Raw genomic sequence first — 21,243 nt, forward strand, 5'->3', positions numbered from 1 at the left:
GGCGCCCGTCGCGCGGTGCGGTCGGGTGGCCGCGCCCGGGTCAGGTGAGCCAGATCTCGCGGACCCCGCGCAGCGGGTCCCGCTCGACGCGCGGCTCGGTGTCCCAGAGCATCGTGGCGCGGTCGCCGGCCGTGTAGCGCGGCCAGGACTCCCCCGGGTCCTGGTCCCGTACGAAGAAGACCCAGGCGCGGTGGATCGCGTCGGCGAGGGCCTGCGGTGGTGTGTCGCCCGCGGCCGCGGTGACGCCCTCGGTGTCCAGGAGGTCGAAGGCGTACGGCAGGTCGAGGCAGTGGAAGGCCATCGAGTTGACCGGCGACTCCCAGACGAACTCGTAGAGCCACGTGGGTCGTTCACGGCGTGCGCGGGCGTCGGCCACGGCCAGGGACGGTGCGCGGAAGGTGGCGTCGGTCAGCGCCTGTCCGAAGAGGCGCTCGGGGTCGAGCGCCGCGTAGGCGGTGGTGAAGGACTCCACCCGGTCCGGCGCCAGGCCGACGGCGCCGAGGAGTACGGCCATGGGCGGGCCGTCGGGTCCCGGCGCGGGCATGGCGTTGAACTCCTGGGCCGTGAAACCCAGCATCAACGGGACGTCCGCGCCGGCGTCGCCGTCCGTCAGCACGTCGAAGACCGGGTCCGGGATCAGCTCGCCGTCAGCGAAGGGAGCGAGCGCCAGCATCGGAGGCAGCCCCTCGCGGTCGGGTCCGGGCTCGCCCAGCCGGTCCTGGAGGTCGAGCAGCGCGTCGTCGCTCAGGTCGCGCAGGGCGGCGGCGGTGGCGGGGACGCCGGTGCGGGCGGTGAAGAGGCGGGCGGCGGCCCGGGCGACCTCGGGTCCGTCCGGGCGCATGACCGCCCCGGAGACGGAGAGCGCACCGCGGAACAGGTCGTGGGCGGCGGGGACGGCGAGCAGGGTCTGGACGGCGCCGCCGCCCGCCGACTGGCCGGCGACGGTGACCTTGGCCGGGTCGCCGCCGAAGCGGGCGATGTTGTCGCGGACCCATTCCAGGGCCGCGATCCAGTCCAGGACGCCACGGTTGTCGGGCGCGTCGTCCAGGTGCAGGAAGCCCTCGATGCCGAGCCGGTAGCCGAGGGAGACCAGGACGACGCCGTCGCGGTTGAAGGCCGAGCCGTCGTACCAGGGGCTGGCCGCCGATCCGGCGACGTAACCGCCGCCGTGGATCCAGACCAGGACGGGCAGGCCCGCCGCGAGGTCGGGCTCAGGAGTGAAGACGTTGAGGTTGAGCACGCCGGCACCGGGGACGGAGGGCTCGGGGATGGTGGTGACCTCGGCGAAGGGGCGCCGCTGGGCGGTCGGCCCGTACGCGGTGGCGTCAAGGGGCTCGGTCCAGGGCTCCGGCGGCACGGGCGCGGCGAAGCGGAGGTCGCCGACGGGCGGCTGCGCATAGGGGATGCCGAGGAAGCGGACGCTGCCGTCGGCCCGCCGCTCGCCTCGGACAGGACCCCGGGTGGTGGTCACGAGGGGCGCGGCGGTGGGCGTCATGAGGGCTCCTGGGGGATCACGTGACGCGAGCGCGCCGACGAGGACGACAGGAAGGTAACACGTGTCACCATCACGTGTCACCCATCGCCGCCGACCGAGGGGCGCGGTGACTCTCGTACGGCACACGCCTCTTGACGATCCATCCATGGTGTCGCCCTCCCGGGCGCGGGTAGTACCGGTGAGGGACGGCGTGGGGGGCAGGGGGTGACGGCGTGGACGCGTCGACGGTGGTCGGGGTCCTGGTGGTGGCCGGCGGGGCGGCCCTGATGGCGACGGGCGCCCTTCGGAAAGGCCGGGCGGTGCGTCCACTGCGCCCCGCTCGGGCACGGGCCGCGGCCGAGCGCGCGGACTTCCGCGTCCTGCTGCGCGCCGCCGGTATGGCGATCGCCTCGGCACGCGACACGGCCGGCCACGGCGAGCCGACCATCGTCACCGTCGAGGACGTGATGCGCCTCGCGGTCGAACACTTCGGCCACACCGAGGTCCCCCGCGAGCAAGCGGCGGCGGCCCTCCGCCTCCAGTACGAACGCGCCGCCTGCGCACGGGACTGCGTCACCGACGCCTTCGGCTGACACCCGGGACCCGCGGCGGCTGCGGCGGACGACCTTGTCGCCCTGGGACGGCTTTGGCGTGTTCTAGAAGTTGCTGTTGTGCTGGACGGGCCGTCCGGGGAAGTCGCGGGCGACTGGTCGACGCTGGTCTCCGCCAACGCCGCGCGGCAGCGCCGCTCACGTCCCCGACGGCCGCGGCTGCTCCGGCGGAACCGAGCTCTCGGCAACCGCCATCCACTGGTCCAGGTCGGACTGGGTGAATTCTGTCCACGGTGGGATTCCGGGGAGCTGGCGGAGGAGGTCGTAGGCCTCGGGGATCCGGGCTCCGCGGAGGACCGGGCAGTGGCAGCCGGCGATGACCTCGGCGTTCAGGTGCTGGAAGTAGGTGACGACCGTCCCGAACTTCTTGGCGTCCAGCATGGCCACCCAGGGGGAGACCAGGCTTCCGCCGAAGAACTGGCCGTCGCGGAATTCGTCCGGCGACAGCGCCGACATTTCGGGCATGGGGGTCGGCACGTTCGTGGCGAAGGTGTCAACTGCCCACAGGACGTTGGCCTTCGAGTCGAAGAGGGCGCGGGTCGTGGGGTTGTCGTACAGGGGCGGTCGCTTGGCGACCAGGGTGCGATCGCCCGCGTCGATCGTGTCGCCGTCGGTCATGAAGCGGCACCGGTTGATGGGAGTCTCCCACTCCTCGGCCATGCGGCCGATGGAGAACCATGTCGTCAGCAGGGTCGCGTTCGGGCATTCCGCGAGGACCGCGAGGAGGTTGCCGGCATGGTCTCGGTCGTCGTGGGTGAGGAAGATCCACCGTACGTCCAGGGGATCCACGACGGACCAGGCTGCCTCCAGCCACTGGGAGCGCACTGCGGGCGCCCCGGTGTCCACGATGATCGGTTCGCTTCCCCGGATCACCATCGAGTTCATCGGGAAGTGGCCGACCGGCGGGGCCTCAAGGGCCCACGGGATGACGAACGTCTCCTCGGCGATCTTGTACGGCTGCAGAAGGTTGAAACTCTCCACGGTTGCCATCGCTGCTCTCCCTAGGCCGGAGTCGCTGCAGCGTCCATGAGTCCAGTCCAGCCCCGTGCCGGACCGTCGTCAAACGCAGTCTCGTGACGGTCGGCTTCGGTGAGCGACGAAGGGTGCACGGTCGGCGCCGGCCGGCCCCGGGCCGTGCTTGGGCGGGCGGCCGTTGACGCCTGTGTGCGGGACTTTCACTAACACCCGTCTACCCGCGCTGCTCCACCTCCGGCGGGACCGGCGTCGCCTGGTGGTAGTACATCCGCCAGCCCGTGCCGTCGCCGGCCCGGCGCCAGAGAGAGCTGCGGCGGGCGCGCAGGCCGTCGATGACCGTTTCGTAGGTCAGGTGGACCAGGCCGGGGGCCAGGAGCGTGCCGGTCATCGCCGAGGGTTCGTAGCGCGGGCCGTCGTCCGTGCCGCCGGGCAGGTCGGGCAGTGCGGCGAGCATCTGCTCGTACGTCCAGCGGCGGCCGGAGGCGCCGACCTCGACGAAGTCGGGGTCGAGCAGTTCCCGGGCGAGCGCACGGGACGTACGCACCGAGGGCTCCATGAGCCGGAGTTCCGCCGCGACGGCCTCGGCGATCTCGGCGGCCGAGGCGGCCTCGTCCGGCGCGTTCACAGGGCGATCCAGTAGCGCCGCTTGCGGCCGAGTTCCGTCTCGCGGACGTCTTCCAGGACGCCGCCGTTGCGCTCGATGGTGCGCGCGGAGGCGATGTTGCCCTCGTCGCAGGTCACAAGGACGCGATCGAGACCGAGGACGCGGGCCTCGGGGAGGACCGCGCCCAGCGCCCAGGTGGCGAGGCCCCGGCGGCGCGCGGAGGGCCGGATGCTGTAGCCGATGTGCCCACCGGCGCGAAGCAGGAAGTCGTTCAGGTCGTGGCGCAGGTCGATCGCGCCCGCGTAGCCGCCGTCCTCGACGATCCACCAGTGCGTGGCATGCACCCAGCCCTCCGCGAGCGGACGCGTCGGGTCGGACTGTGCCCGCAGTCTCCCCACCCAGGCGGCGAAGACATCGGGATCGGCGAGGGCGTCCCCCTCCGCCAGCCTCATACCGGCACCGTCCTGATGAGCTCCGGGGTTCCACTCGGCGTGTGCCTCGAGCCAGGAGGTGTGAAGACGCGGGGTGGGGGCGACCAGTTCGGGCATACGGGGGACGATAACAGGCCAACCCGCCTGTGGATCAGGGCGTTCACCGAGCCGGTCGAGCGCCCGCGCTACTCGCCGGTGACCCCGTCGATGCGTTCGCGGAGGAGGTTCCGCGTGTCCGTTGTGACGGGCGTACTCCTCGATCATGTGGGCCAGGACATAGCGCAGGGAGTACGTCTCCTCGCCGAGGTGTCCGCGGTCGTCGAGGGAGTCCGCCACATCCACGACGGCGCGGGCCCGGGCGCACTCGTCACGCCACACCGCGAACGCCTCGGCGACCCCGGCCTCGTCGAGGCCGTCGACATCGAAGTCGGCCCAGTCCGTCGAGCCGGGCGGGGTCCAAGGGCTGTGGCTCCGCTCACCGTTGACGACGTTCCGGAACCAGCCGCGTTCCACCTCGGCCGCGTGTCGCACCAGGCCGATGAGGGAGAGCCCCGAGGGGGCGATCGCGCGCCGCTTGAGCTGCTCGACCGTCAGCCCCGCGCACTTCATCTCCAGGGTGTCGCGCTGGAATTGGAGCATCGCGGTGAGCGTGGAGCGCTCGTCGGCGGTACGGGGCGACTGCGTGCGACGATCTTCGTTCATCGGCTCATCGTGCCAGCGCCCATCGGCGGCGGTCCCGGCATTTTCCCGGGCTCGTCGGCGCGGCCTTCTTCACGGGGCGTCGGTCGAACGCGGCCGGCCGCCTCTTTCAGGCTGGTTGGGCGTAGTTGCCGAAGCCGACCCAGTCCAGGGCCACGCAGGCCTCGTCACCGAGTACCCAGGCGTCGTGCCCCGGTGCGACGGTGAAGAAGTCGCCGGGGCCCACCTCGAGCGAGTCGCCGTCGTCCATGACGATCTTCATCCGGCCGCTGACGACATAGCCGACGTGGTCCGCCTGGCAGCTGTCCGTGCCGGCGATGGGCTTGATGTGCTTGGACCACTGCCAGCCCGGCTCGAAGACGGCCCGGCCGACCGGGCCACGGTCCGTGTTGACCAGATCAAGCCTGCCCTTGCCGCCCTCGAAGGGACGGGTCTCATCTGCGGAGTCGAAGCTCCGGGACGCGATTCCGGTCATGTTCGTCCGCCTCCCGGCGGTGAGACGTGCCAGCCCCCGAGTCCTCTTCCAGGTTACGCCGAAGGGCCCGCGCGGGGCGTCCTGTTGCCGTGGGCGCGGAACCACCGCGGGACGGGCCGCCCCCGTCGCCTTCCGCGTCGCATCCGTACACGCCGTTCAGCACGGACTGAACCACGCGAAAGCCCGCGACACCAGCGGCAGGGCCGCCGTATATCGATACACACTCGAGCTTGGCCTTTCACCGACCATTCATTGAACAGTCACCTTCTTTGGCGGTTCCCCGCTAATCCGTCACGCAATTTCTGTACGGATCCCTTATCGGACAGATCTACACATAAAGGCCAGATAAGAGCACAATGAAACCGCGGCATCACGCCGCAAGCACGGTCGGACGTGCAAGACGCCAGAAGGAGGCGAGTCGTATGTCTGACGTCTCTCACCGCCCTGGTGATATCAGGGGCCACCCGGACGCACCGGAAATGCGTGACCGCTACTCCCGAATGCTCCAGACCCGTGGTGTCGCCGCGGTCGAGGAACTGGTCATCCTGGCCGGCATCTGGGCCGCCGTGTCCGCTTACACGGTCCACTTCGCGGGAACCCACCCGGACCTCGCCCTCAGCAACCTGATCGTCGGCATCGCTCTCGCCGGTCTCGGGCTCTGCATGTCGATGGCACCGGAGCGGTCAGCGGACCTCAACTTCGTCGCCCTGGCAGGTGGCGTGTGGCTGATCATCTCCCCCTGGGTGGTCGCACGGAACGCAGACACTGGCGCGATCGTGAGCAACGTCATCACCGGCGCATGCGTCTGCCTCTTCGCGCTCACGGCGGGCGGGCTCCTCATGAGCAAGACGAGAAAAACGGGATGAAGTTCTGATCCTCTCCCCAAACGGCGTCCCATCCTCTGCATCAGGATGCGGCGCCGTTGTCGTCCCCCTGGGCAAACCAGACACATCACCCCCCAACGCCCCGCGCCAGGTAACGAATTGACCGACGACGTTTCGGCCACATAAGTTCTGCGTAAGCTTGCTCCACAGGGACAGGCTCCCGCTCGCATTCCCAGTCCTTGGGGGGACTAAGTGAACTGGTACCTCGACGTTCTCAAGAAGTACGCCACATTCAGCGGTCGCGCGCGACGCCAGGAATACTGGATGTTCACGCTGTTCAACGTCATCGCGGTGGTCATCCTCGCGATCATCGACAACGCGGTCCTGGGTGTCTACCCCGCGCTGACCGCCGTCTACATGCTCGGCGTGCTGCTCCCGACGCTTGCCGTCACGGTGCGACGCCTGCACGACACGGGCCGCTCGGGCTGGTGGTACTTCATCGCCCTCGTCCCGTTCGTCGGCGGCATCATCCTCTTCGTGTTCACCGTGCTCGAGGGTGCCCAGACCGACAACGCCTACGGCCCGAACCCGAAGGCCGTCGCCGCGTACTAAGCAGTACCGCCCGAAGCCCCCGGAAGGCTCCCTTCCGGGGGCTTCGCGCATTCCCGGCGCCGTACGCCCAGTGACGGTTCGTAGCATTTGCCGCTCGCGCCTTGTGCACGGTGGAGCACGACCCGCCTCCTCCCCCGCCCCTAGCCTCGCCGAAGCGGCGCGCAATGGAACGAACGAGGGGCGGTACCGATGAACTGGCTCATCCACGACTACCGCGAGAGCGATCTCGCCGCAGTGGTCCACCTGATCGACACCACGGCCGAGCTCGGCCAGGAATCCGTCTTCTCCCTGGCCGAGTGCATCGGCGCCCTGACCTCCCGCCAGCCGGCGGTCGTCGCCGTCCACCAGGGCGTGCCCATCGGGGCGGCGCTCGCCTGTGTGGCCGGGGAGCGGGCCTGGGTGATGCGGATCGCGATCGCCTCGGCCTGGCGGGGCCGCGGCCTGGCCAGTGCCCTCCTGGTCGAGCTGGAGCGACGCCTGGTCGCGGCGCGGGTCGGCCGGATCGCGTACGTGCTGCCCGAGGAGGACCTGCTCGGCGAGGGACTTCTCAACGCGGGTTACACCCGCCAGCCGGCCGTCGCCTACTTCGAGAAGGTCGAGCCGCTGCACGGGCCCGCAGCCAACCTCCTCGACGACCTCGGCGGCCGGCTGCTGCCCGGGGACCTGTGGGCGAAGGTCGCCGGCATGGAGCGCGAGAAGGATCTGATCGAACGACGCGTCGTGCTGCCGCTCGCCGAGCCGGAGCGGGCGGCGCGGCACGGTGTGCGTCCGCCGCGTGCCGTGGGCCTGTTCGGCCCGCCGGGCACCGGAAAGACGACGTTCGCCCGCGGAATCGCCTCCCGGCTCGGCTGGCCGTTCGTGGAGATCCTGCCCTCCCGGCTCGCGGACGAGGGCAACCTGGCGGCGGCGCTGCGTGCGGCGTTCGCCCGGATCGCGGAGCTGGAGCGGGTCCTGGTCTTCATCGACGAGGTCGAGGAGATCGCCCCGGTCCGTCAGGAACCGGCGCAGCCCGGCGGGATGCACGGGGTCACGAACGAACTGCTCAAGCTGATCCCCGGGTTCCGCGAGCGCGACGAGCGGCTGCTGGTCTGTGCGACGAACTCGATCCGCTCCCTCGACCCGGCCTTCCTGCGCCCCGGCCGCTTCGACTACCTCATCCCGATCGGTACGCCGGACAAGGCGGCCCGGGCCGCGATCTGGGCGCGCTACACCGACGGCCGGCCGGACGTGGACATCGACGAACTGGTGGTGGCGAGCGACCTGTTCACGCCCGCCGACATCGAGCACGCCGCCCGGATCGCCGCCCAGAACTCCTTCGAGCGCGATCTGGTCTCCGTCGGCGGACGAGCGGCGGCCGAGGAGCGGATACCGGGAGCGAGTACGGCGGACTATCTGAAGGCGATCGGCCAGTGCCGTCCGACGGTGACACCGGAGATGATCACCCAGTTCGAGTCGGACATCACCACGCACGCCCGGTTCTGACGGGGTATCCGCTCGCGCGGGGTGCGCGGTCCCTCCCGGTCGGGTGCCGGCGTTCGGCCGGTATCCGACCACGTCGCCGGTGGCCCGAATATCTTGGTCACGAGCGGATTCCGCGACGACCGATGAACAGAGGGGGACTGGTCCCATGGAGCAGTACGAGGGGCTCGAGCTCATGACCGTCACGAAGACCGAGGAGCTGGAGTCCTGGCTCGAACAGCACCATGACGACACCCCCGGGATCTGGCTGAGAATCGCCAAGAAGGGCAAGGGGGGCGAGTCGCTGACCATTCCGGAGGTGCTCGACTGCATGCTCTGCTTCGGCTGGATCGACGGGCAGCGCAAGGGCGGGGACGGGGCGTACTACTTCCAGAAGTACACCCCGCGCCGGGCGCGCAGCCTCTGGTCGCTGGTGAACGTCCGCAAGGTCGACGCGCTGGTGGCCGCGGGCCGGATGCGCGAGCCGGGGCTCGCGGAGGTGCGGGCGGCGCAGGCGGACGGACGGTGGGAGTCCGCGTACCCCTCGCAGGCGGAGGCGACCGTGCCCGACGACCTGGCGGCGGCGCTGGCGGCCGACGAGAAGGCCCGGACCTTCTACGAGCAGCTCGGGAAGACCGATCAGTACATGGTGATCCTGCGGCTGTGGCAGGCGCGCACGCCCAAGAACCGGGGCGAGCGGCTTGAGCGGATGATGGCGAAGCTGGCGGCGGGCGAGAAGGTCACCTGACCGGTCACGCGGTCCGGCGGTAGAGCACCTGGGGGGCCTCGAACTCCACGAAGGAGGCCGCGTGGACCATCCCGATGGCCTCCAGGAGCCGCCGCGACCGGTTGTTCGCCTCCTGCGTCACCGCGACGACGCTCTGGGTGCTCTCCAGCGCCCGGTCGACGGCGGCGGCGACGGCCTCTCGCGCGTAGCCCTGCCCCCAGTGCTCGGGCAGGAACTGGTACGAGACCTCCGTCTCCCCGTCCCGCGACGCCGGTTCCACGGTGACGAGGCCGAGCAGTGTCCCGTCGGAGGCCCGGACGACCGCGTGGGCGCCGGGCGCTCCGACGATCCGCCGCTGCCGGATCCGTACGACCTGGTCGATGACGGGACCGCCGAGGTGGAAGCGGACGTCGGGGTCGGTCCACAGTCGGGTGACGGCCGGGACGTCTCGCGCCCGCACCGGCCGCAGCAGCAGCCGCTCGGTGGCGAGGGCGACGTCGGCGGGCGGGGTGGCGGAGGTGTTCATACGTACGATCATCTCAGCTCGGCCCGGCCCTTCGGGCGCGTCAGGAGCGCATCCGGCGCTGTACGGCGGCCAGGGCGCCGGCCTTGCGGCCCGGGACGCGTTCCCGCAGCGCGACGAGGGCGGGCCCCAGCTCGCGGGCGCGGGCGGGGTCCTCGATCTGCTCCCACTGGTGGTGCGCCCGGTCGACGGCGCCCTCGACATCGGGCTCCCCGGGCTCCTGGCTCAGCCCGAGCCGGGCCTGGGCGGCCGCGATCCACAACTCGCAGCTGCGGGCCGGCTCCCCGGCGAGCCGCGCGAGATCGGCCCGCACCTCCATCCAGTGCACGGCCTGCTGCGACCGGGGTCCGTACCGCCGCAAGGCCTCCTGCTCCCACGCGACGGCCACGGCCACGGCTTCCCCGTGCCGCCCGGCCTGCGCGGCGGCGAGGATGGCGGGGTGCGGATCGGGCACGGCGACGGGGACGGGCGCCGGCGGGGCAGGGGGATTCCCGGATCGGGTGGGAGCGGCCGCGGTCGTGCCGACCGGGACGGGCACGGGTGCCCTGTAAGCAGCGGACACCGGCGCGGGTGCCGCGTCGGGAGCGGGCGCCGTGACCGGCGCGGGCGCCCCTCGAAGGCCGGGCATCGGGACGGGCACTTCGGCGGCCGGGACGGGCACGGGTGCGCCGGGCGGAGCAGACTTCGGCACCGGCCCGAGGGCACCGTGCGGAACAGGCACCGTGACCGGGGCGGAAGCCCCGTACGAAGCCGGCACCGGGAGGGGCGCAGGCGCTCCGTGCGGGGCACGGAGGGTGACCTGAGGCCCCGGGGTGGAAGTCGGCGCCGGTCCGTTCCCCGGCAGGGGGAGGCCGCCGGGCGCGCCGGCGCCCGGCGGGGTCAGAAGCAGCGCCTCCGCCCCGGCCTGCTGGGCCGCCGCCTCCGCGTGGAGGTGGGGTAGTGGTGGGCGGGCACCCGTGCGCCAGATCGTGGCGAAGTGGCGGAGGTACTCCGGGGTCGCCGGGTCACCGCGGCGCGGGGCCGGGGCGACCCTGCCGTACAGGTGCGGGCCCGGGCCCAGGGAGAGGAGACCGGGGGCGGTGCGCAGGCGTTGCCAGAGCTCCGGGTCGGCGACCAGGTCCGCCACCACCGTCGTCGTCCCCGGCCGCCGCGCCGCGAGTTCCGCCGCCAGCCAGTGCCACGGCAGCCCGGTGTACCGCAGCGTCGTGGGCGTGCTGCGAGCGAGCGCGAGGTGCGGCAGGTGCTGGCGCCGGTCCAGTTGGAGCTGCCCCGCGAGGTAGACGGCCAGCGGCCCCGGCGTCGCCGCGGCCGCCCGCAGGCGCGTCAGTACGGTCTGCGGGTCCAGCGGGTCGGCCAGTTCGACGACCGTCGCCACAGGCATGCCGGTCAGCGCGCTCGGCGGCACCGCCGCCAACGCGGGCAACACCGAGGCCGCGTCCACCGCTCGTCCCCGCCCCGCCGGCGCCGCCGCCAGCAGCACCGCCGTACCCACCGTGTCCACCTCGTCGTTCACCACACCAGCACCGTAACCTTCCCACCGCCCCTTCTCGTTATCACCCCGATGGCCGATAATCGGTGGGCCTTTGACATATGCCAGAAGCACCACCGTATCGAGTGTTGCCAAATCTCTTACGGGCTGTCCTTGCCTGTGCAACAGTCGTATCCGGGCCTTGTTCCACAGATCGCCCGCGCCGCGCCTGTATCGGAGTACGACATGCCGTCCCATCTGTTCGCGGACCGTCCCGCCCAGCCGCCGGAGCCTGGCACGGTGGACGCGTTGATCTCGCAGACCCGCCGTCTGCGCGGTGACGTGGACGCCGTGCGCCGGGACGCGGTGCTGGACGAGGACGACCCGAAGAACCGCTGGCAGCGCGCCCTGTGCGACCTCGCCGTGCACCAACTGGACGATCTGGGTGCCCACTTGGGCCAGCTCAAGGCCGGTCTCCCGGACGAGCTCCCCGTCGTGCCCGGTGCCGACACGATCGAGGTCGAGGCCGCGTCGGACCCCGGCGCCGCCTATGGCGGCCCCGCCCCCGCGCGCACCGGATCCCTGCTGAGCCGGGTCGGCAGCGCCGAGTGGAATCTGCTGACCGACGAGGTCAGTTGGTCCGAGGAGCTGTACCAGATCTTCGGCCGGACCCCGGAGAGCGGTCCGATGTCGCTCGACGAGCTTCCCTCGATGGTCTTCGCCGAGGACCAGTCGGTGCTCCAGGCGATGGTGACGGACTGTCTGATCGACGGAAAGCCGATCGACGGCGAGTTCCGGATCGTCCGCACCGACGGCCGGGTCCGCACGCTCCACATGATGGGGGAGCCGGTCCTCGACGCCGACGGCTGCACCGCCTCCATGTGGGCCGTTTTACGGGACGTCAGCGAACTGCGCCGCAGCGAGCGGGCGGTTCGCGAGTCCCGCGACAGCCTGCAGCGCCGCCGCCACATCGAGCGCACCGAACGGCGGGTCGCCGTCGAGCTGCAGGAGGCCGTCCTGCCTCCGTGGCGCGGTTCCCTGAGCTTCGCCCACGGCGGCCCGGGCGCCCCGCTCGACGTCGCGGGCCACTATCTGCCGGCCGCGACGACCGGCCTGATCGGCGGCGACTGGTACGACGCGCTCGCGCTCCCCGACGGGGACGCGCTCCTGACGGTCGGTGACCTCACCGGGCACGGTGTCTCCGCCACCTCCTCGATGGCCATGCTCCTCGGCGCGCTGCGCGGGATGGCGGTGGCCGGAATTCGCCCCGGAGCCCTGATGGGCCATCTCAACCAGCTGCTCGATACCTCGGTGCAGCCCGCCCTGGGCAGTGCGATGTGCTGCCGCTACGACCCGGCGAGCCAGACGCTCTCCTGGGCACAGGCAGGTCACCCCGCCCCGCTGCTCTTCCGCAACGGAACGGGGCGCGCGCTGAAGCGACCCGACGGTGTGCTCCTGGGAGCGACGGCCGGGGCCGCGTACGAGGAGTCGGAGATCCGACTGCTCCCCGGCGACCTGCTGATGCTGCACACGGACGGGCTCACCCGCCGCGGCGGTATGGACGACACGGGCACTCAGCGCCTGCTCGCGCTGGCGCCACGGCTGGCCGGGGCACGGGACGCGCAGGACTGCGTGCGGTCCGTGGTCGAGGAGTTCGGCCAGGCACCGCGTGAGGACGACGCCTGCGTGATGGTGGTCCGGGTCGGTCAGTAGGAGGGAAGCTCAGGAGGGCATACCGGCAGAGCCGGTGTGCCCTTTCTCGTACGTACGGGGTGGGATGGCGGATGCCGCCGAGGGCCGGCCGCGCCGGTCCGCCTCAGATCGAGCCGGACCTCGGTCGCTTCGCGGCGGGCTTGGGCAGCGCGAGCTCGATCTCCTCGCGCAGGTCCTCGATCTTGGCGTAGCCGGCGTACTGCCCGGTCAGCCGGTACATCTCCCGCAGCCGGTCCCACGTGCGGTGCGAGGAGGTCTCGCCCATGGAGACCAGGGCGAGCCGGGCGTACCGGTCGGCCTGCTCCGGGTCGTCGGCGATGAAGCAGGCCGAGGCGAGCGAGATGTAGTCGAAGAGCTTGGAACGGTTGTGTCCGTTGCGGCGCAGTTCGAGCGCAAGCTTGGCGTGGCGCTGCGCCGGGACGGCCGCCGTGGGGTCGTGCTCGGCGAGGGTGCGGAAGGCGAGGGCCTGCATCCCGTGCATGTCGGCGTCGTCGAAGTTCTGCATCCAGCTCGGGGGGGGCACGTCCGAGCGGTCGGAGACGAAGAGGTCTTCGGCCTCGCCGAGGGTGCGGCGCATGGCCTGGCCCTTGCCCATGGACGCCTGGGCCCAGGCCTCGATGGTGTGCAGCATCGCCTGGGTGCGCGGCAGAACCTCCTCGCCCGAGCCCGACTTGGCGAGCTTCATCAGGTCGAGGGCGTCGTCGGGCCGTCCGAGGTGGACCATCTGGCGCGCGGCGCGGGACAGGGCCTCACCGGCGCGTGGCCGGTCGCCACCCTCGCGGGCCGCGTGGGCGGCGATGACGAAGTACTTCTGGGCGGTGGGTTCGAGGCCGACGTCGTGGGACATCCACCCGGCGAGGACCGCCAGGTTGGCGGCCACGCCCCACAGGCGTCGCTGGAGATGGTCGGGGTGGTGGTAGGCGAGCATTCCGCCCACTTCGTTCAACTGGCCTACGACCGCCTTGCGTTGGAGTCCGCCGCCGCGGGAGGCGTCCCAGGCGCGGAACACCTCCACCGAGCGCTCCAGTGCCTCGATCTCCTCCGACCCGATGGGGGCGGCCTCGTAGCGGTCGAACCCAGCGGGGTCGGCGTGGAGGGGATCGTTGGCGCGGGGGGCCTGCGCGGCGGCGCGTGCGGGGTCGGTGTGGAGCCAGTCGTGCATGGCGCTGGTGAGTGCGGAGCCGGCGGCGAGCACGGCGCCCGCGCCCATCAGGCCGCGTCGGTTGAGCATGAGGTCCATTCCCGTGAATTCGGTGAGGACCGCTGCCGTACGCTCGGGCGCCCAGGGCAGCCCGTCAGGGTTGTCGTTGTTCCTGACGTTCTGCCGTTTCCCGGCGCGCCCGTGTCGTACGAACCCGAGGTCCTCGATGGTCACGACACGGCCGAGTCGCTCGGTGAACAGAGCTGCCAGCACCCGGGGTACGGGGTCGCGCGGGGTCTCCCCCATGTCGATCCATCGCCTCACCCGTGAGGTGTCGGTCGACAGTTGCGGGTGGCCCATGGCCGCCGCCTGCCGGTTGACGAGCCTCGCGAGCTCTCCCTTGGACCAGCCGGCGAGGCCGAAGAGGTCTGCCAGGCGGGTGTTGGTCTGTCCGGTCACGTCTAAGCCCCCAGGTTCTCGGCTGAGTTGACAGTAACCCCCTGTCATAGGGCTGGCGACTATTCGCCAGGGTTCGCCAGGGTGCGCTCAATGTTCCGCCACCCGCGCCCGGGTGTCAGGTAGGAACGCGCCACCCCGCCCCGGCAACCGGCCCTCATTCCCCAGGGTGCGGCCCGGAGGTCGGGCGGGGCGACGCATGCAACTCGTCGGCACACGAAGGGATCTGTCTCCTCCATGTACACAGCATCGTCCTCCGTGTCCGCCCCGCCCCGGCCGCAGCACCGTTCCGTGCCGGCCGGGAGCGGACCGTATCTCGCCCCCGTCCCCCCGGCGGGCCGCGCGAGGCGCTGGGCGGGCCCCGCCGCTCAGGCTCCCAGCGGGAGAATCGACCTGTCCGGCCCCCAGGGGGCCCAGGTGCGGATGGCGATCGCCTCCGTCCACCGGATCTGCCCCGAGTTCAACGCGGTGCAGGTGCTGCGGCGCAGCGGCCGTTCCGTACTGATCGTCGGGACGACCGGACGGACCACCGCGGTCGCGAAGTGTTTACTGGACCACTCCCCCTCGTGGGTCGAGCGGTTCCAGCACGAAATAGCTGCTTACCGCTCGTTCGTCCGACACCGCCCGCCGGTGCGTGCACCGCGGCTGATCGCCGCGGATCCCGACAACTGCACGCTGGTGATCGAGCGGATGCCCGGACGGGCGGCGGCGCTGACGCGCCACCCTGTGGAGGCGCCGCCCCGCGCTGATCTGCGTGCGGCGCTCGGGGCGATCGCCCGGCTGAACGCCTGGCGGCCGCCGGCCGGGACCTTCGACGCTCCGCTCGACTACGGTTCGCGGATCGCGCGCTACCACGAGCTGGGGTTGTTCACCGACCGGGACCGGGACGATCTGCAGAAGCTGCTGCACGGTCTGGCGCAGGCCGGTGGACGCCAGGGCATGGGCCAGTTCTGTCATGGCGATGCCCTGCTCTCCAACATCCTGCTCTCCCCCACGGGTCCGGTCCTGGTGGACTGGGAGCACGCGGGGTGGTACCTGCCCGGCTACGACCTGGCGACGATGTGGGCGGTGCTCGCCGACGCTCCGATGGCACGGCGCCAGATCAGTCAGCTCGCCCAGCAGGCGGGGGCGGCGTCCCGGGACGCCTTCCTGGTGAACCTGATGATCGTGCTGACACGGGAGATCCGTACGTACGAGACGGCGGTGCAGCGCACCATCAAGGAGGCACCGCCCGCCGGTTCGGTCCCCGTTCCCTCCGGCGCGGTCTCGCCCGGCGAGGAGCAGCGGCTGCTGCTGCGGCGGCTGCACGACGACTGCGCCATGGCACGGCGGGCCGTGCGCGCCGCGGTCGGTACGCGGTGAAGCCGCGCCGACCGATCCCGCGGGGGTGATACACCGCGCACCCGGTGCCGACACACCGGGCGCGCGGTGTTCGTTCTCCCCCTCTCCCGCGTGGCTCATTGGTCCACGCCACTGACGCGCCGCAGGCCCGCGCACCTCCGCCGCGAAACTCCGCGACATGCCGCCTGACATGGGAAATCCCGGGCGGCGGAGGGTGATTGACGGATCGTCCGGAAGCCGATACCCCTGTACGGGTTCGGCCCCGCACGCCCCCTCGTCACCCCACGTATCCGGAGGCTGCCTTGCACCGTTCCGCGTCGCACAGACGGGTCGCCCGAACGGCGGGCGCCGTGGCGTCCGCCGCTCTGCTGTTCCCATTTCTCTCGGCCGCCCCGCCGGCCACGGCCGGGCCACTGGAGTCCGGCTCGCTCCAGCGGCAGTTCGCCGCCGCCGCCGAGCGCCAGGGTGTTCCGCCGAGCGTGCTGCTCGCGGTGTCGTACCTCCAGTCGCGGTGGGACGCGCACGGCGGGGCGCCGAGTGTGACCGGTGGCTACGGTCCGATGCATCTCACGGACGCCGTGACCGCACTGGCCGAGGCCCCGCACCACTCGCACGGCGAGGAGGACGCGCGGGGCGACGACTCCCGCGCGGCGCGCCACGGAGCGCAGGAGAGGGCAGCGCTGCCGACGGCGGCCATGCTGCCGGACCGCCTCAAGACGCTGGATCGGGCCGCGGAGCTTTCCGGGATCCCGGCGGAGGAGCTGCGGACCAGTACCGCCGCGAACATCGAGGGCGGTGCCGCGCTGCTCGCCGCCGCTCAGCGGGCGTCGGGCCGGCCGCTGAGCTCCGACCCGGCCGACTGGTACGGGGCGGTGGCGCGCTACTCCGGCGCCGACGACACCGCGACCGCGTCGACGTACGCCGACGACGTGTTCGACGTGATCCGCGGCGGTGAGCGCCGCACGACCGACAGCGGGCAGGTCGTCACGCTCGCGGCCGACCCGGATGTCGCTCCCGCGACCGGCCAGGTGGAGTCGCTGGGGCTGCGGAAGCCGAGCACCGGGCCGACGGAGTGCCCGCGCACGGTGGCATGCGAGTGGATCCCGGCGCCGTACGAGGAGTTCGGCGACGGCGACTACGGCAACCACGACAAGGCGAACCGGCCCGCCTCCCAGTCGGTCGAGTACATCGTCGTGCACGACACCGAGGCGACCTGGGACGTCACCCTCAAGCTGGTGCAGGACCCCACCTATGTGTCGTGGCAGTACTCGCTGCGCTCCTCCGACGGGCACATCGCCCAACATCTGCCGCTGAAGGACGTCGGCTGGCATGCGGGCAACTGGTTCGTGAACGCCAAGTCGGTGGGCCTGGAGCACGAGGGATTCCTGACGGCCCCGGACTCCTGGTACACGGAGGCGATGTACCGGACCTCCGCGCGCCTGGTGCGGTATCTGGCGCAGCGCTACGACATCCCGCTCGACCGGCAGCACGTCCTCGGCCATGACAACGTGCCGGGCACGGTCGCCTCGACGATCCGCGGGATGCACACGGACCCGGGGCCGTACTGGGACTGGGCCCACTACTTCCGGCTGCTGGGGCGGCCGTTCACGCCGACCGCGGGCCCGAACGCGGGCGTGGTGACGATCCGGCCCGAGTACACCGCCCACCAGCCCGTGTACACCGGGTGTGTGAAGGCGGGAGAGGCATGCGCGCCGCACGGCAGCGGCGCGGTCCGGCTGCACACGGGGCCGAGCGCCGATGCCCCGCTGGTGAAGGACATCGGTCTGCGGCCGGGCGGCGAGGACTCGACGACCGGGGTCAACGACACCGGGGCGCGGGCCTCGACGGGCCAGCAGTACGCGGTGGCGGAGCGCGACGGCGACTGGACGGCCATCTGGTACCTGGGTCAGAAGGCGTGGTTCCACAACCCGAGGAAGCGTCCGACGGCGGTGAACTCCCGTGGTCCTGTGCTGTCTCCGAAGGCGGGGGCGACGGAGATCCCGGTGTACGGGCGCGCCTATCCGGAGGCTTCGGCGTATCCGGCCGGTGTACCGGTCCAGACGGTGTCGCCGTTGCCGTACAAGCTGCTCGCGGGCCAGTCGTACGTGGTGGGCGATCGCACCCCGGGCGAGTACTACTTCGCGCCGGCGTTCGACACCACCGGGCACAAGGTCGTCCGGGGCCAGGAGGAGTACTACGAGATCCAGTTCGGCCATCGGGTGGCCTTTGTCAAGGCCTCCGACGTGCGGGTTTCCCGCTCCTGAGCGAAGGGCCCGACGGGGCGTGAGCGGTGCCGGCGCGCGGGAGGCGCGTCGGCACCGCTCACGCTCATACGACTAACTCGGGGTGCCGCGTGGGCCGTACGTGGACGGGGTAAGGCTCGGCCGGACATCGCCCACGCTCACCGAGAGGCCCCGCACGCATGGCTCAGCCCTTCGTCCTGCCGGATTTCTACGTCCCGTATCCGGCGCGGCTCAACCCCCATGTGGAGACCGCCCGCACGCACACCCGGGAGTGGGCGAGGTCGATGGGGATGCTGGAGGGCTCCGGCATCTGGGAGGAGCACGACCTCGACTCCCACGACTACGCGCTGCTGTGCTCGTACACCCACCCCGACTGCGACGCCGAGGCGCTGTCGCTGGTGACCGACTGGTACACCTGGGTGTTCTTCTTCGACGACCACTTCCTGGAGGTCTTCAAGCGCACCCAGGACCGGGCGGGCGGCAAGGCGTATCTGGACCGGCTGCCGAACTTCATGCCGATGGACCCGTCGACGGCGATGCCCCAGCCGGCCAACCCGGTGGAGGCCGGGCTCGCGGATCTGTGGACGCGGACGGTCCCCGCCATGTCCCCGGCCTGGCGTGCACGGTTCTCGGAGGCCACCGAGGCGCTGCTGTACGAGTCGCTGTGGGAGCTCGACAACATCAACGAGGGGCGGATCGCCAACCCCGTCGAGTACATCGAGATGCGCCGCAAGGTGGGCGGTGCGCCCTGGTCGGCCGGGCTCGTCGAGTACGCGGCGGGCGCCGAGGTCCCTGAACAGGTGGCGCGCTCCCGTCCGCTGCGTGTGCTGCGGGACGCGTTCTCCGACGCGGTACATCTGCGCAACGACCTGTTCTCGTACCAGCGGGAGGTCGAGGACGAGGGTGAGAACAGCAATGGCGTGCTGGTGCTTGAGAAGTTCCTCGGATGCACGGCCCAGGAGGCGGCGGAGGCCGTCAACGATCTGCTGACCTCACGGCTGCAGCAGTTCGAGAACACGGCACTCACCGAAGTCCCGGGACTCTGCCTGGAGAAGGGGCTGAGCCCGGAGGAGTGCGCGGCCGTCGCCGCGTACGCGAAGGGGCTGCAGGACTGGCAGTCCGGCGGGCACGAGTGGCATCTGCGCTCCAGCCGCTACATGAACGAGGGCCTGGACACCGGGCCTTCGCGGCTCGACGGGGTGCTCGGCACGTCCGCGCTCGACATCCGTACCCTCTTCGGCCGTCCCGCCGCCTCGCGGCTGCGCGCGCTCACGCATGTGCCACATCAGAAGGCGGGGCCCTCGCTGCTGCCCGAGTTCGACCTGCCCTACGCGCTGTCGCTGAGCCCGCACCACCGGGAGGCACTGCGGCTGTCGGTGGACTGGGCGGAGCGGATGGGGCTCCTCGACGACATCTGGGACCGGCCCATGCTGGAGGGCTTCGACCTCGCGCTCTGCTCGGCGGGCCTCGACCCGGACGCGACCCGGGATGAGCTGGAGCTCAGCACCGAGTGGCTGACGTGGGGCACGTACGGGGACGACTTCTACCCGTTCGTCTTCGGCAGGCCCCGCAACCTGATGGGCGCGAAGGAGTGCACCGAGCGTCTCAAGTCCCTGACGTCGGTGGACGATCCGGCTGCCGGGAAGGCGTCCGCGGTCAGTCCGATCGAACGCTCGCTCGCCGATCTGTGGGCCCGCACCACGGCTCCGATGGCGAGGGAGGCCAGGGAGCAGCTGCGGACCGCGCTCCATGTGATGCTGGACAGCTGGATGTGGGAGCTGCACAACCAGGCCCAGCACCGGGTGCCCGACCCGGTGGACTACATCGAGATGCGGCGTACGACGTTCGGTTCCGAGCTGACGATGCTGCTCTGCCGGCTGCGCCGCTCCGACGTGCTGCCTCCCGAGATCTACCGTACGGGAACGGTCCGCACGCTGGAGAGCTCGGCGTCGGACTACGCGACGCTGGTCAACGACCTCTTCTCGTACCGGAAGGAGATCGAGGTCGAGGGCGAGGTCCACAACGGCGTGCTGGTGCTGCAGACGTTCTTCGACTGCGACTATCCGACGGCCGTGTCGATGGTCGACGACCTGATGCGTGGGCGTCTGCGCCAGTTCGAGCATGTGAAGCGGCACGAACTGCCCATGCTGTACGAGGACTTCGGGCTGAACGCCGAGGGTCGTGCCGCCTTCGAGGCGTACGTACGGGAGTTGGAGGACTGGCTCGCCGGCATCCTCAACTGGCACCGGAGCGTACGCCGTTACGGCGCCGGCGATCTCCGCTCCGGCAGTGGTACGACGCTCCTGCGGATGGGCCCGACGGGGCTCGGGACGTCCGCGGCGCGGGTGGGCGCACTGTCCGGTCCGTGACGGCGGTGCGGGGCCGCTCTCAGGAGGAGCGGCCGCGCAGCTCGTCCAGTTCGCGGCGCTCGCGCTTGGTGGGGCGGCCGGCGCCGCGCTCGCGGACGCCGGCGAGGGCCACGTGTTCGCGCGGGGGCGGCGGCGGGCTGTTGTCGACGTACGCCTCGGCGGCGACCGGCGGGCCCACGCGCTTGGTCAGGAGCTGCTTGACCTCGACGATCCGTTCCCTGCCGCCGTGGAAGAGCCGCACCTCGTCGCCGGGCTTCACCGGCTGGGCGGGCTTGGCGCGCTCGCCGTTCACCTTGACGTGTCCGGCCCGGCAGGCCGCGGCGGCCTGGGAGCGGGTCTTGGTGAGACGGACCGCCCAGATCCAGCTGTCGACGCGTGCGCTCATCGCCCCCGCCCTCTCTGTCAGCCCTGCTGGAAGAGCTCGGCGGGCAGCGGCTTGAGGAGCGCGTACAGGTCGTCGGTGATGGGCCGGTCCCAACTGGCGATCGTCACCAGGACGTTGTCGCTGCGGTCGAACTGCACGCAGGAGATCCGGCTCTCGGAGAGCTTGATGCGGCGCACGATCAGCAGGTTGTCGCCCTGCATCACGGGCATGTCCTCGGTGTCGAGGACCTCCACCGGCTCGTCGTTCTCCAGGGCCGCGAGGAGCTGCGCGACCTCGAAGGGGATCTGGCCGTCGGCGAGCTCGCGGGCCGGGGAACCCTCCGGCAGATTGCCGATGATCATCGCGGGGCCGCGGCCGCCGAACAGGTCGTAGCGCAGGAAGACACCCTGGCAGCTGCCGTCGGGGGCGGGCAGCAGACCGGCGCCGAGGTTGCCGGGCCAGTCCCCCGGGTCCATGGCCAGGACGTCGAAGTCCGGGCCCGCGGGTGTGGCGGCGCTGCGGCGGCGGAGGAAGGACATAGGGCCATGGTACGTGCCCCGGACCCCGATGCGACGCGCCGGGGCGGGTCTCGTGACCGGGCGTCTGCGGGCCCGACGCGCGACTGCGGGGCCGGGCCCCGACGGACCCTCCCGACGGCTCCGACGCTGTCTCGTATAAAACACACCGAGCCCACCAAACCCAGTGACAAAGAGGGTGACAGTGTGTGAGAGATAA

Annotated in this window: 19 protein-coding genes; 9 read left to right on the forward strand and 10 right to left on the reverse strand. The window is 71.5% G+C overall.

The features are described from left to right. Positions 1 to 40 precede the first annotated feature (40 nt). Positions 41 to 1,495 carry a carboxylesterase/lipase family protein gene (locus tag ACFVZW_RS03650; protein ID WP_384516198.1) on the reverse strand — a complete coding sequence of 485 codons (1,455 nt, stop codon included), beginning with the start codon at positions 1,493 to 1,495 and terminating at the stop codon, positions 41 to 43. Between the two features lie 212 nt (positions 1,496 to 1,707). Between ACFVZW_RS03650 and ACFVZW_RS03655 the strand changes: the two genes are divergently transcribed. Continuing rightward, positions 1,708 to 2,067: a hypothetical protein gene (locus ACFVZW_RS03655; RefSeq protein ID WP_384516201.1), complete on the forward strand. Its 360-nt coding sequence runs from the start codon at positions 1,708 to 1,710 to the stop codon at positions 2,065 to 2,067. Between the two features lie 156 nt (positions 2,068 to 2,223). Here the strand turns inward: ACFVZW_RS03655 and ACFVZW_RS03660 are convergent, their stop codons facing one another. The 4 genes from ACFVZW_RS03660 to ACFVZW_RS03675 form a co-directional block, all read right to left on the reverse strand. After that, entirely contained in the window at positions 2,224 to 3,075 is an 852-nt protein-coding gene (locus tag ACFVZW_RS03660) for an MBL fold metallo-hydrolase (RefSeq protein ID WP_384516204.1), read from the reverse strand. 199 nt (positions 3,076 to 3,274) lie between these two features. Next, positions 3,275 to 3,685, reverse strand: coding sequence for a DUF4440 domain-containing protein (locus tag ACFVZW_RS03665; protein ID WP_384516207.1), 411 nt, complete (start codon positions 3,683 to 3,685; stop codon positions 3,275 to 3,277). Continuing rightward, positions 3,682 to 4,797 carry a GNAT family N-acetyltransferase gene (locus tag ACFVZW_RS03670; protein WP_384516209.1) on the reverse strand — a complete coding sequence of 372 codons (1,116 nt, stop codon included), beginning with the start codon at positions 4,795 to 4,797 and terminating at the stop codon, positions 3,682 to 3,684. Before ACFVZW_RS03670 ends, ACFVZW_RS03665 begins: the two co-directional genes overlap by 4 nt. Before the next feature lie 106 nt (positions 4,798 to 4,903). Beyond that, positions 4,904 to 5,269 carry a cupin domain-containing protein gene (locus ACFVZW_RS03675; RefSeq protein ID WP_384516212.1) on the reverse strand — a complete coding sequence of 122 codons (366 nt, stop codon included), beginning with the start codon at positions 5,267 to 5,269 and terminating at the stop codon, positions 4,904 to 4,906. A gap of 479 nt (positions 5,270 to 5,748) precedes the next feature. On the opposite strand from ACFVZW_RS03675, the gene ACFVZW_RS03680 reads away from it, so the two are divergent. The 4 genes from ACFVZW_RS03680 to ACFVZW_RS03695 all read left to right on the forward strand — a co-directional run bounded on the left by ACFVZW_RS03680 (position 5,749) and on the right by ACFVZW_RS03695 (position 8,911). Next, positions 5,749 to 6,135, forward strand: a complete 387-nt coding sequence (locus ACFVZW_RS03680; protein ID WP_376441242.1) for an SPW repeat protein — start codon at positions 5,749 to 5,751, stop codon at positions 6,133 to 6,135. A gap of 210 nt (positions 6,136 to 6,345) precedes the next feature. Further along, entirely contained in the window at positions 6,346 to 6,705 is a 360-nt protein-coding gene (locus tag ACFVZW_RS03685; RefSeq protein ID WP_384516215.1) for a DUF805 domain-containing protein, read from the forward strand. Between the two features lie 189 nt (positions 6,706 to 6,894). Further along, positions 6,895 to 8,187, forward strand: a complete 1,293-nt coding sequence (locus ACFVZW_RS03690) for an ATP-binding protein (protein WP_384516218.1) — start codon at positions 6,895 to 6,897, stop codon at positions 8,185 to 8,187. A gap of 145 nt (positions 8,188 to 8,332) precedes the next feature. Continuing rightward, positions 8,333 to 8,911: a YdeI family protein gene (locus tag ACFVZW_RS03695; protein ID WP_384516221.1), complete on the forward strand. Its 579-nt coding sequence runs from the start codon at positions 8,333 to 8,335 to the stop codon at positions 8,909 to 8,911. 4 nt (positions 8,912 to 8,915) lie between these two features. On the opposite strand, the gene ACFVZW_RS03700 is transcribed toward ACFVZW_RS03695, so the two are convergent. Both ACFVZW_RS03700 and ACFVZW_RS03705 read right to left on the reverse strand, forming a co-directional pair. Next, complete coding sequence (locus tag ACFVZW_RS03700; RefSeq protein ID WP_384516223.1) at positions 8,916 to 9,416, reverse strand: GNAT family N-acetyltransferase; 501 nt, start codon at positions 9,414 to 9,416, stop codon at positions 8,916 to 8,918. Positions 9,417 to 9,456: 40 nt separating this feature from the next. Beyond that, positions 9,457 to 10,929: a hypothetical protein gene (locus ACFVZW_RS03705; RefSeq protein WP_384516226.1), complete on the reverse strand. Its 1,473-nt coding sequence runs from the start codon at positions 10,927 to 10,929 to the stop codon at positions 9,457 to 9,459. Positions 10,930 to 11,127: 198 nt separating this feature from the next. Between ACFVZW_RS03705 and ACFVZW_RS03710 the strand changes: the two genes are divergently transcribed. Further along, positions 11,128 to 12,594, forward strand: a complete 1,467-nt coding sequence (locus ACFVZW_RS03710) for a PP2C family protein-serine/threonine phosphatase (protein ID WP_384516229.1) — start codon at positions 11,128 to 11,130, stop codon at positions 12,592 to 12,594. 103 nt (positions 12,595 to 12,697) lie between these two features. Here ACFVZW_RS03710 and ACFVZW_RS03715 read toward each other — a convergent pair whose 3' ends face one another. Continuing rightward, positions 12,698 to 14,194 carry a hypothetical protein gene (locus ACFVZW_RS03715; RefSeq protein ID WP_384516232.1) on the reverse strand — a complete coding sequence of 499 codons (1,497 nt, stop codon included), beginning with the start codon at positions 14,192 to 14,194 and terminating at the stop codon, positions 12,698 to 12,700. Positions 14,195 to 14,428: 234 nt separating this feature from the next. On the opposite strand from ACFVZW_RS03715, the gene ACFVZW_RS03720 reads away from it, so the two are divergent. From ACFVZW_RS03720 to ACFVZW_RS03730, 3 genes are all read left to right on the forward strand, one after another. Beyond that, positions 14,429 to 15,553: an aminoglycoside phosphotransferase family protein gene (locus ACFVZW_RS03720; protein WP_384516234.1), complete on the forward strand. Its 1,125-nt coding sequence runs from the start codon at positions 14,429 to 14,431 to the stop codon at positions 15,551 to 15,553. 329 nt (positions 15,554 to 15,882) lie between these two features. Continuing rightward, on the forward strand, positions 15,883 to 17,796 hold the full coding sequence (locus ACFVZW_RS03725; protein WP_384516237.1) for an N-acetylmuramoyl-L-alanine amidase: 1,914 nt from the start codon (positions 15,883 to 15,885) through the stop codon (positions 17,794 to 17,796). Between the two features lie 158 nt (positions 17,797 to 17,954). After that, positions 17,955 to 20,144: a germacradienol/geosmin synthase gene (locus ACFVZW_RS03730; RefSeq protein ID WP_384516239.1), complete on the forward strand. Its 2,190-nt coding sequence runs from the start codon at positions 17,955 to 17,957 to the stop codon at positions 20,142 to 20,144. 19 nt (positions 20,145 to 20,163) lie between these two features. Here the strand turns inward: ACFVZW_RS03730 and ACFVZW_RS03735 are convergent, their stop codons facing one another. Together ACFVZW_RS03735 and ACFVZW_RS03740 are read right to left on the reverse strand one after the other, a co-directional pair. Further along, entirely contained in the window at positions 20,164 to 20,529 is a 366-nt protein-coding gene (locus tag ACFVZW_RS03735) for an RNA-binding S4 domain-containing protein (RefSeq protein WP_329124204.1), read from the reverse strand. Between the two features lie 17 nt (positions 20,530 to 20,546). After that, complete coding sequence (locus ACFVZW_RS03740) at positions 20,547 to 21,047, reverse strand: hypothetical protein (RefSeq protein ID WP_329124203.1); 501 nt, start codon at positions 21,045 to 21,047, stop codon at positions 20,547 to 20,549. Positions 21,048 to 21,243 lie beyond the last annotated feature (196 nt).

Origin of the sequence: Streptomyces sp. NPDC059567 (assembly GCF_042735655.1) — a bacterium.
GTDB lineage: Bacteria > Actinomycetota > Actinomycetes > Streptomycetales > Streptomycetaceae > Streptomyces.

Bases quoted from the DNA above. Each gene is read 5' to 3' on its own strand.
- ACFVZW_RS03680 (WP_376441242.1), top strand. From the start codon at position 5,749: ATGCGTGACCGCTACTCCCGAATGCTCCAGACCCGTGGTGTCGCCGCG.
- ACFVZW_RS03675 (WP_384516212.1), bottom strand. From the start codon at position 5,269: ATGACCGGAATCGCGTCCCGGAGCTTCGACTCCGCAGATGAGACCCGT.
- ACFVZW_RS03735 (WP_329124204.1), bottom strand. From the start codon at position 20,529: ATGAGCGCACGCGTCGACAGCTGGATCTGGGCGGTCCGTCTCACCAAG.
- ACFVZW_RS03720 (WP_384516234.1), top strand. From the start codon at position 14,429: ATGTACACAGCATCGTCCTCCGTGTCCGCCCCGCCCCGGCCGCAGCAC.
- ACFVZW_RS03700 (WP_384516223.1), bottom strand. From the start codon at position 9,416: ATGAACACCTCCGCCACCCCGCCCGCCGACGTCGCCCTCGCCACCGAG.
- ACFVZW_RS03695 (WP_384516221.1), top strand. From the start codon at position 8,333: ATGGAGCAGTACGAGGGGCTCGAGCTCATGACCGTCACGAAGACCGAG.
- ACFVZW_RS03740 (WP_329124203.1), bottom strand. From the start codon at position 21,047: ATGTCCTTCCTCCGCCGCCGCAGCGCCGCCACACCCGCGGGCCCGGAC.
- ACFVZW_RS03690 (WP_384516218.1), top strand. From the start codon at position 6,895: ATGAACTGGCTCATCCACGACTACCGCGAGAGCGATCTCGCCGCAGTG.
- ACFVZW_RS03670 (WP_384516209.1), bottom strand. From the start codon at position 4,797: ATGAACGAAGATCGTCGCACGCAGTCGCCCCGTACCGCCGACGAGCGC.
- ACFVZW_RS03710 (WP_384516229.1), top strand. From the start codon at position 11,128: ATGCCGTCCCATCTGTTCGCGGACCGTCCCGCCCAGCCGCCGGAGCCT.
- ACFVZW_RS03660 (WP_384516204.1), bottom strand. From the start codon at position 3,075: ATGGCAACCGTGGAGAGTTTCAACCTTCTGCAGCCGTACAAGATCGCC.
- ACFVZW_RS03730 (WP_384516239.1), top strand. From the start codon at position 17,955: ATGGCTCAGCCCTTCGTCCTGCCGGATTTCTACGTCCCGTATCCGGCG.
- ACFVZW_RS03650 (WP_384516198.1), bottom strand. From the start codon at position 1,495: ATGACGCCCACCGCCGCGCCCCTCGTGACCACCACCCGGGGTCCTGTC.